Here is a 15,218-nt window from a genome sequence, read left to right on the forward strand (position 1 = left end):
GGGGCCAAGAATGCAAACTGCTGATTATTTTTCACGGATGATTCGCATCAATGAGCTTGGCCCCAATATGCCAAGTTCAGCAGGTGGCGATGCCATGTCCGTTTGGTTCTGCTCATCCTGCAAAAAAGACTACGAGGCCCAGCGCGGAGCGGACGAGTGTTGCGGTTCTTTTAATTCGAGTCTCGAATACTTTTGCGTTGAATGCAATAAACAGCACGCATCAGAATCGGAAGCGAAAGAATGCTGCGCACGGGCCACTGCCCCCGCCGTCTGCCCCGTGTGCATGAGTCGTGCCGAATCACACGAAGATGCCATCGAATGCTGTCTGCACACACACCCCGCATTAACGAAGGCAGGAATGAATCGAATTTTGGCTGGAGTTAAAAGTGGGAAATCTTGGTCGGAAGCGTTTTTCGCAATCGTGAACAACTGAAACTTGAATTTGCCTTTTTCCAAGGTAAATTTGTAGAGCCAAGAGCATTTTTCACAAGGAGATTTCATGACCGAGCAATCTAATAAAGTCGAATCCACCGATAGCGCACCAGAAGCCGCTCCAGCAAACAGCTTTTCTGCGCCTACCGCCAAAATTGTCAAAATCCTGAAAAAAAACATTTGGATCGAAGGCGACTTCTTAGGCGACAAGCACGTTGTTGTTCAGTACGAAGGGATGGAGCCGTTCACCTATGCGTCGTTCTACTATGACTACGCATACACCAGCAATGCGGGCATCCGTGATCAAGCAAATGCACTAGCGGTTTCGCTGGGGGCCACAGAGCCAGTCCAACAGCGCAATCGTGAGTTTGGTTTCCCTGAAAAAGAAGAAGTTGATCTGGCCTTGAGACTTCTGAAATCTGAATTGCAAAAAGACAAATTAGTCTCCATGCTGAAATTGGCTAAGAGCCACATTGAAGGCGGGCAAGGCCAGTCTGATTTTTCCATTGAAAAACTCGACGATCTCTTGAAAGAAGTCGAAGAAGCCATGCGTAAATAAATCAGCAAAGCCACAAGGAAATCAGATGTGTCATTGGGCTGATGTTCTTCGGAGTGGCAAAAAGGTTCGCTGTAAGTCGGTGGGTGAATTAGCAGATGCGCTGAATATCCAGTCAGAACAATTAAGCAGCGACCCGCCAAACACCCTGTTGGCAGATAAACACAATGCGCGTCTGCGCGAGCTTGGGGCCAGAATCGCAACGATTAACGAGGGCTGGCCGTTCCCTTATTACATCATCACACCTCCAACCTACCAGTAAGCGTACAGTGTCATGACCGCCATTAAAACCACCGTCGAAGCTGGAACAAGCCTTATCACACTCGACGGGCAGCAGAGGAATTTTGTTGTCGTAGGTATCCCGAACACAAAGAAGATTTTGTGCTTTACCGGGATTTGTGAAAGTCCGTATTTAACGGAAAGCAATGAAGATGCCGAGCGCCTCGCCACCCTTTGGAATTTCGGCAAAGGCATTCTGACCCAAGAACTAAAGGGCCGCTCTCTGGCAGCAGAACGCATCAGCAGCGAAATCTATCGCACCGAACTTCAGCAAGAACTTGCCAATTTGCGAACTGCTTTAGCCAAGGAAAAAGAAGCCCACACAAAAACAAAACAAACACTGGCCTCCTTCCAATCCAAAGCCAAAGCCTAAACCTATTTCTTCACCAAAACTTTCCACAGGAATAACACTATGTTCAAGAATCTTATTATTTACCGTATCGCTGGACTGACTGTTGATGATTTCCAACGCGCAGAACAATCCTTGAATGAAAGCGCCTTCACACCATGCAAGCCAACCGAAGAATCCTCTCACGGCTGGATTCCCCCGCGACGCGAAGAAAACGGGCCATTGATCGAATCCGTGGGTGGGCAATGGCTACTCCGGTTTAAGACCGAAACCAAGCTGCTACCCGCCAGCGTCATCGCGGAAAAGGTGAAGGAGAAGGCGGCCCTGATCGAGCAGGAAACAGGCCGCAAACCGGGCAAGCGCCTACGGGACGAAATCAAGGCCGAGGTCAAGTTGGACTTGCTACCCAAGGCATTCACAAAGCAGAGCGAAGTGATGGCTTGGATCAACCCCAAAACGGATTTCTTGGTGATTGACACGAGCAGCCAAGGCAAGGCGGATGCGGTCACAACGGGGCTGGTTAAGGCCATCTCTGGGATTGCTCTATCGCTGCTGGACACCCAGACCAGCCCTGCGACTGCGATGGCGCAGTGGCTGTCCACGCAGGAGCCACCTGCCGACTTCAGCATTGACCGCGAGTGCGAACTCAAGAGCGCCGACGCAGACAAGGCCGTGGTGCGCTACGCCCGTCACCCGTTGGACATTGCTGAAATCAGCGCTCACATCGAGGAAGGAAAGATGCCCACCAAGCTGGCGATGACCTGGCGGGATCGTGTTTCCTTTGTCCTGACCGACACGCACCAGCTCAAAAAGATCGACGTGCTTGATGTAGTCACCAACGACAAATCAGACACTGGATTCGATGCGGATGCCGCAATTATTACCGGAGAACTGGAAAGCCTAATTCCTTGCTTGATTGCCGCATTGGGTGGTGAACGCGCCGAGTAATTCCAGAAAGAGTTTTTCACGCCTTCGCGCCAAGTCTTTGCTAATTGAACCTCTCCACACTTCCGAAAATGCAAAATTCACCAGACAACACATCGCCCGCCACCCACACCGCTGGCCGCCTGAGCCTTCAAGATCGGACGGTTTATATGTGGGAACCTGTCGCAGAAGGGCGCAAAGGAGAACATGAAAATATGTGGATCGCAACCGTTCATGGCCGCCCTAGCGCCAGCGAAGCCGAACTGAATGCTAACGCTCATCGTCTTCAGGTGTGCTGGAATGCTTGCGAAGGTATCCCCACGGAGAAGATAGAAAATCATTCTATCGCTGAATATGTGGCTGGAGAAGCGTACATTAACGGCTTGAACCTTGATGAAACTGGATTGAATTTTCACATAAAAGGTATTGCGTGCCAGATGCTGGCAGCATCTTTTGCCGGTCAGTTCAAGGAAACTGGTGCTGTCAATTACCTTGAAATGCAAATGCACCATCCAGAAATGGGGCCGTTCTCTGTTATTCTCCAACGCAAAGAAGGCCAGACCCCTGCTGAAAAAGCCAATCAGTTAGCCAAAGAAATTGATCTACTCAAAAACAAGGTTCTTGGACTGAAGAATTTTCAGAAGGCTGTGAACGAGCTAAAGCAATACTTCACCAGTCACAACGGTGTTCCCGTGGACAAGGCCACCATTAAGGCGGAAGATTTTTGGCGCATTGCAGACAATGCACAAGCCGTCCTTTGAAACACCGAAAAATGAAGTGAAATTTCAAAATGAAAAAACGATACTTGGAACCGGGCGAAAGCATCCATCTACACTTCTATGGTCGCGTTGGTAAAAGCGGAACATTGGTAGATGTGCAGGCCGATTTGACGGAGATGGTGCAAGCCTGCGGAAATGACCACACTCAAAATAAACCTGACATGGGAATAGGCACTATCGTTCGTGGCAAATGGACGTCAGATGTTTTTGTGGAAGTCGAAACAGGCAAGTTGTGGCACAACGAAGATGATGGATGGTATTGATGGCAAACAACGAAATCTTAACTGACGAAGAAATCGCCATTCTTGCCTATCGCAAGGCTTTTCCGTACAAGCAGCAGTCGGCGCAGGCTTGCATCAGGCCAGAGATCGAAAAGTCGATCCTAAAGTAGATTTTTCGCTCCCGGTTGACAAATTTCCGCCGGTGACAATTCACCGAAGCGCGCTAAACATACCGGAAGCGGCGAAAAATCTTCACTGAAATGTCCACCACTGATGCTGAATTTTTCTCAGAAATCAAAAAGTGCCTTACCCTACGCGACAAGCCCGATCCGCAGGAAGCGGCAGTCGCAATGGGACGGGCACAAAAACTTACCTGCAAGCACGATGCCTGCACGCAGGAAATTGGCGAATCAATCATCGATAGCCAAACCATTACAAGCGATCAAGTAGCCAATTGGGAGCTTTCGCTTGTCTCGATGGTGAGCAAAGCATTTGGCTGCCAGATGCTTGTCAGAAAAGTTTTTTACTCAACCGAAGGCAGTAGCCAAACAACCGCAGGCCAGTTCATTTTTATCGGGCAACAGGCACAGCCCGAAATCGCAGCCTACACGGCAGAAGTGCTTGCGAAGAAGTGCAAGTTTACACAAGAAAATTGGATAGAGAAGAATTCAGAGTTTATCCGTTTGGCGGGAGGAAACCAGTCAACTATCAGCAGCATGAGCAATGCCTTTTCCGAGGGCTGGGTACGGGCAGTTGGGCGGCTTGTACGAGATTTATCGAATACGCCTGACACTGAAAAGGCGATTGCAGCTACTGCCAGAAAGAGAATAGTAAAAGGAGCCACGGAATACATCGCACGACAAGTTACGAATGCTGATGACCTCAGAAAAAGAAAACTTGAAATTGGCTTGAGCTAATCTAAGATCAAGTAAAAGTTTTAGATCGAATGTCAGAATTAACAAAAAACCAATCAGCGGAAGGGCCAGTAAATTGCACCGCCTCAGAACTCTCCACTTATTTGCAGGCGCTGGCGGAGGGGTATTTGCCGACCTTCTACTCGGACACCAGCCAATCTGCGCCGTCGAAATCAATGAGTATTGCCAGCAGGTCTTATCAGCGCGTCAGGCGGATGGTGTCCTTCCGTGGTTTCCCATCTTTGCAGATGTCACGAAATTCGATGGGCGACCTTGGAATGGAATCGCAGACATTGTGTGCGGCGGATTCCCGTGCCAAGACATTTCCAGCGGTGGAAATTCCAGTGGTGGAAAAGGGGCTGGGCTGGACGGGGAAAGAAGCGGACTTTGGCGAGAAATGGCACGGATTATCTCTGAAGTTCAACCCCGCTACGTCCTGGTGGAAAACTCACCACTGCTTGTTTCCAGAGGACTTGCCACAGTCCTCGCTGACCTTGCCTCAATGGGGTTTGATGCTCGGTGGGGAGTTGTGGGAGCCAGTGATGTTGGAGCGCCCCACGAACGCAAACGCATTTGGATTGTTGGATACAACACCCACAAAGGTTATGCCAGTGGAGCGGGAATTACCACCCGAACGAGTCACTGTCCAAGCCAACGGAAAGCCTCGCAAAATAAGCAAAAAGGGCAAGTCTGGCAGCATGAACTGGGCGCAGTCGATGTTGCACAAAGGGCTGATTCCTACGCCGGAGCTTTGCGAGTATTACATGGGATGGCCGATAGGCACAACCGCCTTGAGGCCCTTGGAAATGGGCAAGTTCCAAGAGTGGTTGCAGAGGCATGGTGGCGCATGACCACCCCCTGACCAGCAGCAGCGACGACCGGCCAAATTTGGCCGGTCTAAAAATCCCGACCGCCCCCACCAACCACCAGTATCAGGATAGAAAAAATGCACGCAGCCACTATCGCCCAAAGCCTCAAGGATCGCGGCTTTGCCATCAAGAGCGCCCAAGAAGGCACCGCCGAGGCGGATGGCATGGTTGCGCTATCAGAGCTTGTCCACGTCCAAGTTTCAACCTACGGGAGCAGTGTCAGCGTTGTAGCCCAAACTGCCAGCGACGAATCCCTCCAATTCTACCCAGCACGCGATGCCAGCGACATTGATGGCCTAGCCAGCGATATTGGCAAAGCAATGGCTGGCACAACAGAAAAAGCACCCGCCGCCAGCAAATACGAAGAACTGGACGAGGCTATCAAAAACTATATCAAAAAAACCCCTGAAAAACATCCGGTTCATTCCCAAAACTTGCTAAACATAGCGGCATCCAATCTTGGACGCGATATGTACCGTGGCGATGACAAAGAATGGCGCTTGATTGACCGTCGATTACAGGTGCTAAAAAAAGCAGGGCAAATCAAATACTCGCGCAAACTTTCTCGCTGGACATTGGTTCCTGCATGAGCGCGAAATCTCTGCCACTAACCTGAGTTACTGAAATGCCTGATTTTGAGAGAGTCTTAGACAACTTGCGCGAGCAATGTAGCCCCACGCCGGAATCCCGTTCTTATGCGAAGGGATACACGGAAGGAAAAACCAAGGCCCGCATTCAGATACTGCTTGTTTTGATTGCCGTCACGCTCATAGTAGCTATTTCTGAAATCGGTTTTTTAATGTCGTCGTAGGCTCAAGAAATTGACCATCTTAAAACTTGCGCTATTATCACGCCAAGTTTCGGCAGGTAATAATTGTTCTGCCTTTTTGAAATTTTCGCCTTGGAGAGAATATGACGATTGATGTTATCGCGGTCAATATGTGTACGAACAAGGTTCGCTTGCTTGCTGAAAACAAGAGCGAGCGGAATGCGGAAAGTATTATTTTGATGGCTGTGCAGCGCCTTGGCTGTGATACAGAGTTTTTTGCAGATGCTCCAGCAGGAGCCTACAAGGACGGTGACACTTGGCGTGAGCTAGATAAGGAAACGTCTGAAAGCACTGACAGTCCAGATGACAGTCTTACCAATAAAAACTCCAATCTGAGTGTCGAATAAAGAATGTTTACTGTTGGTCAAAGACTCTGGCTGGTGCCGAATAAGTATGTGGGCTATATGGGTGAGCCACGCGAGGTAGAAATCGAGAAAGTGGGGCGTGTGTGGCTCACAACCAAAAATGGGCAGTATCGCATTTCAGCCGAAACCCTCACGGTTGATGGTGGCCAATACTCATCACCGGGCCAGTGCTACTTGAGCAAAGAAGCATGGGAGGCGGAAGTACAGCTTCGGCGTGCGTGGGAGGCGTTGCGCGGTGAAATCAGCTCAGAGGGTAGTCCACCCAACAAACTGACCGTGGAGCGAATCAAAGAGGCGCGTGAACTGCTGTTCGGTGGGTGCGGTGCGTGCGGGGATGCGTGCAAGTCTCGCGGGTCGTGCCGCTTAGGCGATGAATCACCGCCGCCGCCTAACTGGGAGAGAGCATGGCGAAATTGAAGGTATTTGGAGGGCTGGTGCAGATGGGTGCGCGCGGGCAGTGCCGTACCGTTGTTGCGGCCACCAGCCAAGCCAAGGCCGCAGGGGCGCTTGGTTGTAGCCTGCACGAGTTACGCGCGTGGTGGAGCGTAAGCGGGAACAAAGACGATCTTGCCGCCGCGCTGCCGAACCCTGGGCAGGTATTCATGGCGAGCAGCAGCATGGGCCGAGACTTTCGACCCGTGGTGCAAGTAGGTGGCGCGTGGGTTGATGCCTAGCGCCCGAATCACCAGCGACCGGCCAAATTTGGCCGGTCTAATAAAAATCCCGATCAACCCCAGACCACCAGCACCTGATTGAGCGGCCAGCCAAGCCACGCAAGTCCGCCTAGTGCGGGCCTTTATTTGGAGAGAACATGAGTTACACACCAACACCGGGGCCACTGCCGGGAGAACAGTGGCAGCCAAGCAATGGCGATGTCGGCTATAGCTTTCTATCAGACTGGTGCGGCAACTGTGCGCGCGATTCTGCAATGCGTGACGACTGCGCTGTCGAAGACTGCGACGACAACGAAAAATGCGAAATCATCGGTGCCTCCTTCCGTGGCGAGGCTGTGGAGTGGCGGCGTATGCCTGAAGGCGAAGTGAAGTGCATCGCCTTCGTACCAGCAGGGCAGCCAATTCCTGCCGCGCGCTGCACCAGCACCAGCGAACTTTTCAATATCGATGGATGCGCTGCGTGCGGGGATACGTGCAAGTCACGCACTTGAAACCACTGCCCAGAGAGGCTACCGAAGGATTCTGCAAAATGACTGAACAAAGCCCCCAATATCTAGCCCCTGCCTCTGCCAGCACCTACAGGCATCGACTCCCCATTCAATAGGAATGAGGCGGTGCGCCAGCCACTGACGGATGGGCGCAAGGAGCAGGCCACCATCGCCCCGCGTGAAACCAACAACAACTGAATAGAAGTTCAGGCTCAGATAAATAATAGCCAAACTTTAAGATTATGAAAGTCAAAGAAACATTAATTCAAGTTATCGCAAGAGTAGCAATCATTATAAGCGGCTTATTCTCTCCTGCCATTATAGCTTTCTCAATAGTGACTGGAAATGAATGGCTGCGAAACACAACTGCAATTGTTGCTGCCACATTGATGTTTTTTTATTTTGTCTCGCTTACGCTTCAGTCTTCCACTCAAGGCACGGTGACAAACCAACCGAAAGAATCTATGGACACATCCACCATCAGTCAATGCCAATGCAGGCGGTGCCTACGGGACAGGAATGAAGGAACTACGCTGGGGCCACTATTTTTGCCAGCAGAAGCCACGCAGATGATTGTTTGCCCGGTGTGCGGAGACAAGCGCTGCATTCATGCCCACGACCACGAAGCGCCCTGCGCCAAGGCCGATTTGCATGGGCATAACTTATGGGTAGCGCACCATTTATCAAGACCCGACACCAGCAATTAAATTACCAAGGAAATTTATAATGGAAATTGTGCCAATAACTATGGGTGAAGGCGATATGCACTGCGCCCCGAATTGCCCATACCTATTGACCGACCCTGATCGGATGTGCTTTGGCACTTGCAAACTCGATGGACGCGCCTTGGGATACTACGACTGGTATCTGGCCCATTGCAAAGGACAACTTGAAGAAGAACATGGGCAGGATTAAATCCTAAAGTGCTAAAGAATTCCGTTATTAAATTTCACGGAATTGAACCTCGTGAAATCAATGACAATATAATGTAAATGCCAGACAGGCGCTAAATACCATGCTTTTTTGTTCAGAATTAAAAGTTAATGAAATTTATGCCTACTGAAATCAAAATCAACAAATACAAAGAACTCGACGATGCTATCAAAGAGCACATTCGGCAAAACCTAGGAATTCACCCAATTTGGGTAACGAAATTACTCAATATCGCGGCAATTGAGCTTGGGTTCGATTTTTACCGTGGAGGCAATAAGGAATGTAAGTTGATTGAGCAGCGAATTCAGGCGCTGCGGGAAGCGGGGCAGGTGATGTATTCACGACAATTTTTTCGATGGGAATTAGTATCCGAACAAAACAAGAACGCATAAGGGAAAGCAAATGGTAAAGAATGGATTTGTTCTGGCCGTGAAAAGGGGAAATGGCTGGTTTTTTAAGAGCTTCCATGAGCGGAAAGAGTTTGCTGAAAATGCACTACACCGGACAATTGACACAGATGCACTCCGCGTCTTTCCAGCGTTGGTGAGGTTTTCATTCAATGGCATGGTACAGAAATGGATTGAAGCCGCTAACCCCAGCTAGGTGAGGTGACAGTCCACCAACGACCGGCCAAATTTGGCCGGTCATAAAAAAACCCGCCACGATGGGCGGGTTTGGTTTTGGAGGGTTTGCATTTCAGGCAACAGCTACAGCAGCATGGCTTTGGCGCTCAGGGATGACAAAGAACTCGTGCTTTCCGTCAATCCAGAGATCGTCAAAATCTACCCCGGCAACCGGAGGCATCCGCAGATCAACTGTCAAACCGTCCTTCTCGGCCCGCTCTTTCAGTATCAAAGCATAGTACAGACCCGGACGAAGCCCGGACTTCGGATTGGGATGGTCATTATCCCCAGCAATAATGAGATGCTTAGTATCTTTTGGCCAAATGAATTTGGCCAAATTGTAGCAATTCAGTGCTGCATGGGTGGAATATTGATTTTCTGTAGCAGCAACCCATGCAAGACCATTTTCAATCCCCTCTGCCACTATCGCGGTGCTGGACTTGCAGCGGTTCAACTTGACGGATTCACCTGCAATTTTATTCACCGTAGCAGTCATCATTTTTTTGACTTGCTTAGGTGAAACAGGTGCTTTTTGCCCCGGCATCTTGGCAGACAAGTAGGTTCTGTGAATCGATACAGCTTTACTCGGATCGCCCCAATTCACTACATATCCAAGCATTGCTGGGTGTCGAGATGTTGCGCCCGTATCTTCATCCTTGTGGAATAAAGAAGGGTGAAATCTCAAAAACCGCGATACCCATTCCGAATTTAACCCCGGTATTCTGGTTTCCAAATATGCTTGTGCCAAACTCCCTTGCAAATTTTTGCTGCCACGAGACACCGAAATCAAGTAGCTTCTTGCCTTCTCGATTTCTTCCGGTGTTTTTTCTGTTTCAGTAATAATTGGTGTTTTTCTTGTGTAGGAATTTGCAGGTGCGCCGTAAAGATGATCTCGAATCATCCGCACAGCATCCGCATCCGAGATACCATGCACCAGTGCAAGCAATCTCACCCCATCACCAGCACCACAGTTACAAATCCAGTCACCTCTCCCTTTTTTATTGATAAATCGAAAACGCGAATGACCAGCCCGCTCTATTGGGCAAGGGCCACGCTTTTTTGGATTAGCTATCAAAGCAGCATCTACTCCCAAGTGGGGCAAAAGATGAAGCCATTCTAAATTTCCGAAATCGATCTCCGGATATGCTTGTTCTTCCATAATTTCCTTTCCCCAAAATAGGGTGTTGTAATAATTACAACGCTTATCTATGGATTTCAGAAAATCCATAGACAAGCCCTGTTGGGCCTGTCTCCTTTATTAAAACCTATGGTTCAGAACGGAATATCATCATCACCAAAATCTCGTTCAGTAAAGTGTTCATCTTGGTTTTGCGATGGTGCCGAGGAATGACGAGGTGCCGGAGCAGAATTGCCACTACCATATCCATCATTGCCACCATCAGTGCTGTCACTATTACCCCGGTTTCCCAGCATTTGCATAACGTCAGCGCGAATTTCAGTCACGTACTGTCTAACCCCATCTTTCTCCCAGCTTCGTGTGCGCAAAGAGCCTTCCACATAGATTTGAGAACCTTTGTGGAGGTACTTTCCTACAATGCCCGCCAAGCCACCACTGAACACAATACGGTGCCATTCAGTTTGTTCTCTGGCATCGCCAGTTTGCTTATCCCTCCATTTGTCAGTGGTGGCAATGGTCACGTTAGCCACCTGACCACCACCTTGGAAAGTACGAATCTCAGGGTCTTTTCCCAAATTGCCGACGATAATAACTTTGTTGATGGACGCCATAAAAATTTCCTTTCAGTAAAATGATTTTGCACCAGCGACAAGGGCTACTTATCACTGAATGCTTGCTAGTTTTTAGATGATTTCAACTTCGTAGCTGTTACGCACGCCGTTTTTCGTCACACCACCTAATTCTTTGGAAAAGGTTTCAACCCCTTTCTTCAGAACCACGTTATCCCCAACCGAGAACTTCCCAGCCAAGAACAATTTTTCAAGTTCAACACCACTGTATTGCACATCTGACCCATCAGCAGTTTTCAAAACAACCGTAAAGGTGGTGTAAGCACCACGACCTTGCGGCCTGATAACTGCTTTATCAGCAAAAACAACTTTTCCTTTTGTGATTTTCACCACGCCCGGATCGTTATTCACTTGCTGGTTTTTGCTATTGATTTCCCATTTCTGGGGCGGTGTTACGCTAGAAAGAAAATCAGCTTCAGATGCCGAATTTCCTTCTTTCATAACAGGCCCGGCATCAGTGGCGATACCGAGTTCACGCTTGGTAAACTCGATTGCACCTGCCATTGAGAAGTCCATTTTTTCTTTGTGTGCAATATCTGGTGTGTAGTCCCGAAGGGCAACACGCTCAAATAACTGCTCCGTGGTAGTTTCCCAAGAGTAGTTTGGGCGTGGTTTTGTCATGACACGCTCGACTCTATTGTTATAGATGCGAAGGTACACATGGCAATCACCAACGCGAATCATTTTGGTTAAACGAGCAATTTTAAACTCATGATCTACACCATGAGCTACTGCTTCGCCAGCATTCAGTGCGTCCTTAGAAATCTTTTCCTTCAGTTCGCTCAGGGTCATTTTTTCCTCAACAATCACCGAGGATTTTTCAGAGGAGAATTGAGCCATCACTTCAGTGAAAAAACTTTTGGTGATAATTCTTGCAACCGAAATTGCATTTTGTAAGCGTTCCATACTTTTCCTCAAAAGAGAGTTGATAAAACCGCTTCCTCAATGCAGACGTAATCTGCACTCAGGAGGCAGCTTTTGCTACCTCTTTTTTTTACGCCTCAATAGAATCTGAATTCTCCGCAGCCTTTTTTCCTTGGAGGAAGCCAATGGCAATTCCAATAAAGAACACTGGAATGCCAAGAATCAGAATCATCAAGAATGCACCGAACATTTCCCCGAAGCTCTTTTTGGGAGCAGCTTGGACGTTAATGTGGCTTTGTTTTTGGAATTTATTCATTTTCTTCTCCTAAGAGTTATTTAAGTTTGATGTAGCGACCGAGTTTGCGTGAAAATTCTTCCTCGCATTCCGGCATCCGGGTAGTTAGAACTTCGCACATAACGCGAATTTCATCGGAAAATTCCCTACTAATCATGCAGCGGATGTTTTCTGCGTCAGCATTGGATGCTTCACATGCCTTATCAAAAGACAAAGCTGCTGGCATTCCCAAGTCGTAAATCCACAGAAAATCCTCCCATGCAACCTTGCGGGCTGGGCTGATTTTTTCAGTGGATTTTTGAGTTTTCAATTTTTGAAGATTAACGCCTACCTGTGTGATAAGCTCACCTTCAAAAAAGATGTTTTCAACGAGATTGTCCAGCTCCGCATCAGAAAGAACTGGCCTTTCTTCTTCGACTTCTGTTCCAAAAAGGTCTTGCATTACGTCCCTTCCGTATTAACGGCAAAAAAAGACGACCTTTCCCTGTACCACTTTTGAATGGCACTGGGAAAGGCATTGCTGCCTTCCATTTTTCTAGAGTATCGAAACGTCGATCACCGCATCACACAAATTCAAAAGCTCAGGAGTTTGGGTAATGATGTATTCTCTCGAATAGCCACCACGTTCCACTACTGCTCTTTGCATTTCCATGTATTGCCGCTTGCGTTCCGGGTCTAATGCACCATCGCTTTCGTCCGAGAACAAGGTTTCATACTGAACATCAGCCGCTTGGGCGATATACAGTGCAATTCCACGCACCAGACATTCATTGATCCAGACTTTCTCACCACCAGACATATCATCCAGCAGCTTGATTTCACCTCGATGCGTGTCTTCGACCTGAATCAAAAGCGCTTCTTTGGTGATGCCTGTCGCTGTTTGGGCTTGCGTTACCAGAGTGATCTGGAACCGCCCGCCGTAGCAGTCTTGCAGCAGCGTGTTGGTGATACCGGCAATTGCTGGGCCTGCATCATCAATCTGCATTGCCACAATGCCGTCAGTGCCAAGTGCCTTGGTCAGCAAAAGCCATTTTGAGATTTCTTCGCTGATCTGATTGACCCGCTCCTGTGCTTGCGCCAGTTGAAAATCAATGTCCTGCGCCCTACTCATTTTGGTTTGCGTATCCAACATGGCCTTGTTCAAACCTTGTAGCTGCGCCGCGATGGATTGCTCCAAACGGTTAGCGTCATCAAGTGCTTGCTGCGCGGCCTGTGCATCGTTGCTGTTGCTGATCGCGGGCAAACTTGCTTTCGCAGCTTGCAAGCGGGCAACTTCACGTTGGCACTCTTGGTTCAGTTCTTCGCGTTCGGCAGTTTGACGTTGCTCTAGCTGGCTCAACTGTGCTGCGACTTGGGCTTGGGCTTGTTGGGCACCATCCAATTCACTTTGCGCCTGTTGGGCTTGCTGTTGCAATAGCGGTAGCTGCTCCACGGCGGCATCGACAAACGGCTGGCGGGCCAACGCGCTGTTGCAGGTGCTGATGGCTGCATCAATTTCCACCAAGGCTTGCTTGGCTTGTTTGATCTGGCCTTCGGCCTCTACCATTGTGGCGATTTCCTGCTCTCGACTGGCTGTTTTCAAGAAGATGTCTTTGTACTGCGAGCGAGCGCGGGTGTACTTGACTTCATCAGCAGGTATTTTCTGGGCCGCATGATTGGATTCAGCGAGCAGCTTGCAGCATCCCGCCATTGCTGTACCGTGACATGGAACTTCACCGAGCAGCGAGGCCGTTGCTTTAGCTTTGTTCAACACATCAGCAATATGGCGACCGTCAGTTTCAGCTTTGGCCAGCGCTTGCTTCAGACCCATCAGCTCCTCACGGATGCTGTTGAGCTTGAATACCGCAGGTTCATTCCGCTCAATGATGGCTACCTGTGCTTTGCGCTTATCGTCAAGCAGAACCAATTTTTCACGTTCGGCATTCAGTGCTGGGGCTTGGGCCACCAATGCGCCTTGGGTATCAATCTGCTTACGCAAATCGCTTGCCCGCTGGCGCGCAACATTGACCGCCGAAGCAGTCTGATGCACTTGGCTATCGAGCATCGCCTTTTCTTGCGAATGCCTGTGGGCCAATGCCTGCTGTTTGCTTTGCGCTGCCTCAGTCGCACCATCGAGCTGCTGCTGAACTTGCTGATGCTGTGCCAGGATGCCTTCTTGCTGCGCTACTTGCTGCTTGACCACCGAGAGATGTTCAAGTGCTTTGTCGCGTTGCTTGCTGGCCTTGTCCTGTTGATCGTACAGACGCTCTAGCTGGGCCTGCTGCTGCTGGTATTCCTGCTGTAGCTGCTCCAGATTGGGGCGATCTCGCAACAACCGAGCGATCACCTCTTGGGCGGCGTTCAGGTGCGGCTTGAGTTCTTTGGTCACGGAGTTGGCCTTAGCTCCAAGAGCCACGGTTTGTTCCATGCCCAGCATTTGCCCCAGCAAGGTTTTTACCTCACCAGCGGTCATGCGGCCAATCGGTTGCTTTCCCTGTGCAGAAAACTGCGCTGTAAAAAACACTTCCGGCTTGCCCAAGATGGCCTCTACGCACTGGTCATAGTTTTCAGCTTTGCCATCGCTGGTCAGTCCGGTAGCTGGATCACTCCAAGGCTTGGCCTGACCATCGGCACCGACTACAAACAGGAAGCAATCCTGCTTGAAAGTTTTTGGTGTCTGGCGAAATGAGAACACGGTTCGATAGTCGATACCATCGTGCGACCACTCAAATTCCTTTCCAGAATCGCCCATGATGACCTGATCTTTGTAAGAAAAGGCAGACGGGACAGCCCTAGACGAACGCGAGGGCATGACACGGAACGGGTGCATGTTATCGATGATGGTGGACTTGCCAACACCATTGGGGCCAGCCAGCGCAACAATCTTGGCTTCCGGGTTAATCCCTGTGAAGTCAATTTCAACTTCAGATTTACCACGCCCAGATGCAATGCCCTTGAAGCCTTTTAATTTCAGTTTCTTAGGTTTCATGAAAACTCCTTTCCCCATAAAGGGTGTTAAAAAGGAGTAGCCGACAGGCTTTCGTGTGACACATTCTCGAATGTGAAATCACAGGGAAG

The 15,218-nt window shown here is 49.4% G+C and carries 24 protein-coding genes; 18 read left to right on the forward strand and 6 right to left on the reverse strand.

The annotated features are described in order from the left end of the window. Nucleotides 1-10 precede the first annotated feature (10 nt). The 18 genes from BMX55_RS16190 (at nt 11) to BMX55_RS11100 (ending at nt 9,004) form a co-directional block, all read left to right on the forward strand. Nucleotides 11-433, forward strand: coding sequence for a hypothetical protein (locus BMX55_RS16190; RefSeq protein WP_143059638.1), 423 nt, complete (start codon nt 11-13; stop codon nt 431-433). Nucleotides 434-499: 66 nt separating this feature from the next. Then, entirely contained in the window at nt 500-991 is a 492-nt protein-coding gene (locus BMX55_RS11025; RefSeq protein WP_091457506.1) for a hypothetical protein, read from the forward strand. A gap of 25 nt (nt 992-1,016) precedes the next feature. Beyond that, complete coding sequence (locus BMX55_RS16195) at nt 1,017-1,250, forward strand: ubiquitin family protein (protein WP_143059639.1); 234 nt, start codon at nt 1,017-1,019, stop codon at nt 1,248-1,250. Between the two features lie 12 nt (nt 1,251-1,262). Further along, complete coding sequence (locus tag BMX55_RS11030; protein WP_143059640.1) at nt 1,263-1,640, forward strand: hypothetical protein; 378 nt, start codon at nt 1,263-1,265, stop codon at nt 1,638-1,640. A gap of 39 nt (nt 1,641-1,679) precedes the next feature. Continuing rightward, a complete protein-coding gene (locus BMX55_RS11035; protein WP_091457513.1) occupies nt 1,680-2,564 on the forward strand; it encodes a recombination-associated protein RdgC in 885 nt (294 codons plus the stop codon). Between the two features lie 68 nt (nt 2,565-2,632). Continuing rightward, nucleotides 2,633-3,301, forward strand: a complete 669-nt coding sequence (locus tag BMX55_RS16200; protein WP_143059641.1) for a hypothetical protein — start codon at nt 2,633-2,635, stop codon at nt 3,299-3,301. A 29-nt stretch (nt 3,302-3,330) separates the two neighbouring features. After that, nucleotides 3,331-3,582 carry a hypothetical protein gene (locus BMX55_RS11050; RefSeq protein ID WP_091457521.1) on the forward strand — a complete coding sequence of 84 codons (252 nt, stop codon included), beginning with the start codon at nt 3,331-3,333 and terminating at the stop codon, nt 3,580-3,582. Then, nucleotides 3,582-3,710 (forward strand): hypothetical protein, encoded by a 129-nt coding sequence (locus tag BMX55_RS16860; protein ID WP_281242835.1) that lies wholly within the window; start codon nt 3,582-3,584, stop codon nt 3,708-3,710. Before BMX55_RS11050 ends, BMX55_RS16860 begins: the two co-directional genes overlap by 1 nt. A gap of 90 nt (nt 3,711-3,800) precedes the next feature. Continuing rightward, nucleotides 3,801-4,457 (forward strand): DUF7168 domain-containing protein, encoded by a 657-nt coding sequence (locus BMX55_RS11055; RefSeq protein WP_091457524.1) that lies wholly within the window; start codon nt 3,801-3,803, stop codon nt 4,455-4,457. 73 nt (nt 4,458-4,530) lie between these two features. Further along, entirely contained in the window at nt 4,531-5,316 is a 786-nt protein-coding gene (locus tag BMX55_RS11060; RefSeq protein WP_091457528.1) for a DNA cytosine methyltransferase, read from the forward strand. Between the two features lie 84 nt (nt 5,317-5,400). Then, the gene (locus BMX55_RS11065) at nt 5,401-5,913 is read left to right on the forward strand and encodes a hypothetical protein (RefSeq protein WP_091457530.1); all 513 of its coding nucleotides are present in this window, start codon (nt 5,401-5,403) and stop codon (nt 5,911-5,913) included. Nucleotides 5,914-6,235: 322 nt separating this feature from the next. Next, on the forward strand, nt 6,236-6,499 hold the full coding sequence (locus BMX55_RS11075; RefSeq protein ID WP_091457536.1) for a hypothetical protein: 264 nt from the start codon (nt 6,236-6,238) through the stop codon (nt 6,497-6,499). A 3-nt stretch (nt 6,500-6,502) separates the two neighbouring features. After that, entirely contained in the window at nt 6,503-6,934 is a 432-nt protein-coding gene (locus BMX55_RS16940; protein WP_091457539.1) for a beta barrel domain-containing protein, read from the forward strand. Continuing rightward, a complete protein-coding gene (locus BMX55_RS11085) occupies nt 6,922-7,191 on the forward strand; it encodes a hypothetical protein (RefSeq protein WP_091457542.1) in 270 nt (89 codons plus the stop codon). The genes BMX55_RS16940 and BMX55_RS11085 overlap by 13 nt, the downstream gene beginning before the upstream one ends. Before the next feature lie 137 nt (nt 7,192-7,328). Next, nucleotides 7,329-7,682 carry a hypothetical protein gene (locus tag BMX55_RS11090; RefSeq protein WP_143059642.1) on the forward strand — a complete coding sequence of 118 codons (354 nt, stop codon included), beginning with the start codon at nt 7,329-7,331 and terminating at the stop codon, nt 7,680-7,682. Nucleotides 7,683-7,921: 239 nt separating this feature from the next. Further along, entirely contained in the window at nt 7,922-8,386 is a 465-nt protein-coding gene (locus tag BMX55_RS11095; protein WP_091457550.1) for a hypothetical protein, read from the forward strand. Nucleotides 8,387-8,405: 19 nt separating this feature from the next. After that, nucleotides 8,406-8,594 carry a hypothetical protein gene (locus BMX55_RS16205; protein ID WP_143059643.1) on the forward strand — a complete coding sequence of 63 codons (189 nt, stop codon included), beginning with the start codon at nt 8,406-8,408 and terminating at the stop codon, nt 8,592-8,594. Between the two features lie 137 nt (nt 8,595-8,731). After that, a complete protein-coding gene (locus BMX55_RS11100; RefSeq protein WP_143059644.1) occupies nt 8,732-9,004 on the forward strand; it encodes a hypothetical protein in 273 nt (90 codons plus the stop codon). A 304-nt stretch (nt 9,005-9,308) separates the two neighbouring features. Here BMX55_RS11100 and BMX55_RS11110 read toward each other — a convergent pair whose 3' ends face one another. The 6 genes from BMX55_RS11110 to BMX55_RS11135 all read right to left on the reverse strand — a co-directional run bounded on the left by BMX55_RS11110 (nt 9,309) and on the right by BMX55_RS11135 (nt 15,129). Further along, entirely contained in the window at nt 9,309-10,463 is a 1,155-nt protein-coding gene (locus BMX55_RS11110) for a DUF7146 domain-containing protein (protein WP_091457559.1), read from the reverse strand. 44 nt (nt 10,464-10,507) lie between these two features. Beyond that, a complete protein-coding gene (ssb, locus tag BMX55_RS11115) occupies nt 10,508-10,984 on the reverse strand; it encodes a single-stranded DNA-binding protein (RefSeq protein ID WP_091457561.1) in 477 nt (158 codons plus the stop codon). 72 nt (nt 10,985-11,056) lie between these two features. Beyond that, nucleotides 11,057-11,908: a hypothetical protein gene (locus BMX55_RS11120; protein WP_091457564.1), complete on the reverse strand. Its 852-nt coding sequence runs from the start codon at nt 11,906-11,908 to the stop codon at nt 11,057-11,059. An 88-nt stretch (nt 11,909-11,996) separates the two neighbouring features. Further along, on the reverse strand, nt 11,997-12,182 hold the full coding sequence (locus BMX55_RS11125; protein WP_091457567.1) for a hypothetical protein: 186 nt from the start codon (nt 12,180-12,182) through the stop codon (nt 11,997-11,999). A 16-nt stretch (nt 12,183-12,198) separates the two neighbouring features. Beyond that, a complete protein-coding gene (locus BMX55_RS11130) occupies nt 12,199-12,603 on the reverse strand; it encodes a hypothetical protein (protein ID WP_091457569.1) in 405 nt (134 codons plus the stop codon). A gap of 93 nt (nt 12,604-12,696) precedes the next feature. Next, on the reverse strand, nt 12,697-15,129 hold the full coding sequence (locus BMX55_RS11135) for an AAA family ATPase (protein ID WP_091457572.1): 2,433 nt from the start codon (nt 15,127-15,129) through the stop codon (nt 12,697-12,699). Nucleotides 15,130-15,218 lie beyond the last annotated feature (89 nt).

The sequence above is a fragment of the Giesbergeria anulus genome (assembly GCF_900111115.1).
Classification (GTDB): Bacteria; Pseudomonadota; Gammaproteobacteria; order Burkholderiales; family Burkholderiaceae_C; genus Simplicispira; species Simplicispira anulus.

Coding starts and splice junctions, on each gene's coding strand:
- BMX55_RS11110 (WP_091457559.1), bottom strand. CDS start 10,463: ATGGATTTTCTGAAATCCATAGATAAGCGTTGTAATTATTACAACACC.
- BMX55_RS11085 (WP_091457542.1), top strand. CDS start 6,922: ATGGCGAAATTGAAGGTATTTGGAGGGCTGGTGCAGATGGGTGCGCGC.
- BMX55_RS11035 (WP_091457513.1), top strand. CDS start 1,680: ATGTTCAAGAATCTTATTATTTACCGTATCGCTGGACTGACTGTTGAT.
- BMX55_RS11025 (WP_091457506.1), top strand. CDS start 500: ATGACCGAGCAATCTAATAAAGTCGAATCCACCGATAGCGCACCAGAA.
- BMX55_RS11050 (WP_091457521.1), top strand. CDS start 3,331: ATGAAAAAACGATACTTGGAACCGGGCGAAAGCATCCATCTACACTTC.
- BMX55_RS16205 (WP_143059643.1), top strand. CDS start 8,406: ATGGAAATTGTGCCAATAACTATGGGTGAAGGCGATATGCACTGCGCC.
- BMX55_RS11065 (WP_091457530.1), top strand. CDS start 5,401: ATGCACGCAGCCACTATCGCCCAAAGCCTCAAGGATCGCGGCTTTGCC.
- BMX55_RS11075 (WP_091457536.1), top strand. CDS start 6,236: ATGACGATTGATGTTATCGCGGTCAATATGTGTACGAACAAGGTTCGC.
- BMX55_RS11135 (WP_091457572.1), bottom strand. CDS start 15,129: ATGAAACCTAAGAAACTGAAATTAAAAGGCTTCAAGGGCATTGCATCT.
- ssb (WP_091457561.1), bottom strand. CDS start 10,984: ATGGCGTCCATCAACAAAGTTATTATCGTCGGCAATTTGGGAAAAGAC.
- BMX55_RS11100 (WP_143059644.1), top strand. CDS start 8,732: ATGCCTACTGAAATCAAAATCAACAAATACAAAGAACTCGACGATGCT.
- BMX55_RS11030 (WP_143059640.1), top strand. CDS start 1,263: ATGACCGCCATTAAAACCACCGTCGAAGCTGGAACAAGCCTTATCACA.
- BMX55_RS16860 (WP_281242835.1), top strand. CDS start 3,582: ATGGCAAACAACGAAATCTTAACTGACGAAGAAATCGCCATTCTTGCC.
- BMX55_RS16200 (WP_143059641.1), top strand. CDS start 2,633: ATGCAAAATTCACCAGACAACACATCGCCCGCCACCCACACCGCTGGC.
- BMX55_RS11090 (WP_143059642.1), top strand. CDS start 7,329: ATGAGTTACACACCAACACCGGGGCCACTGCCGGGAGAACAGTGGCAG.
- BMX55_RS11130 (WP_091457569.1), bottom strand. CDS start 12,603: ATGCAAGACCTTTTTGGAACAGAAGTCGAAGAAGAAAGGCCAGTTCTT.
- BMX55_RS11095 (WP_091457550.1), top strand. CDS start 7,922: ATGAAAGTCAAAGAAACATTAATTCAAGTTATCGCAAGAGTAGCAATC.
- BMX55_RS11120 (WP_091457564.1), bottom strand. CDS start 11,908: ATGGAACGCTTACAAAATGCAATTTCGGTTGCAAGAATTATCACCAAA.
- BMX55_RS11125 (WP_091457567.1), bottom strand. CDS start 12,182: ATGAATAAATTCCAAAAACAAAGCCACATTAACGTCCAAGCTGCTCCC.
- BMX55_RS16190 (WP_143059638.1), top strand. CDS start 11: ATGCAAACTGCTGATTATTTTTCACGGATGATTCGCATCAATGAGCTT.
- BMX55_RS16940 (WP_091457539.1), top strand. CDS start 6,503: ATGTTTACTGTTGGTCAAAGACTCTGGCTGGTGCCGAATAAGTATGTG.
- BMX55_RS16195 (WP_143059639.1), top strand. CDS start 1,017: ATGTGTCATTGGGCTGATGTTCTTCGGAGTGGCAAAAAGGTTCGCTGT.
- BMX55_RS11055 (WP_091457524.1), top strand. CDS start 3,801: ATGTCCACCACTGATGCTGAATTTTTCTCAGAAATCAAAAAGTGCCTT.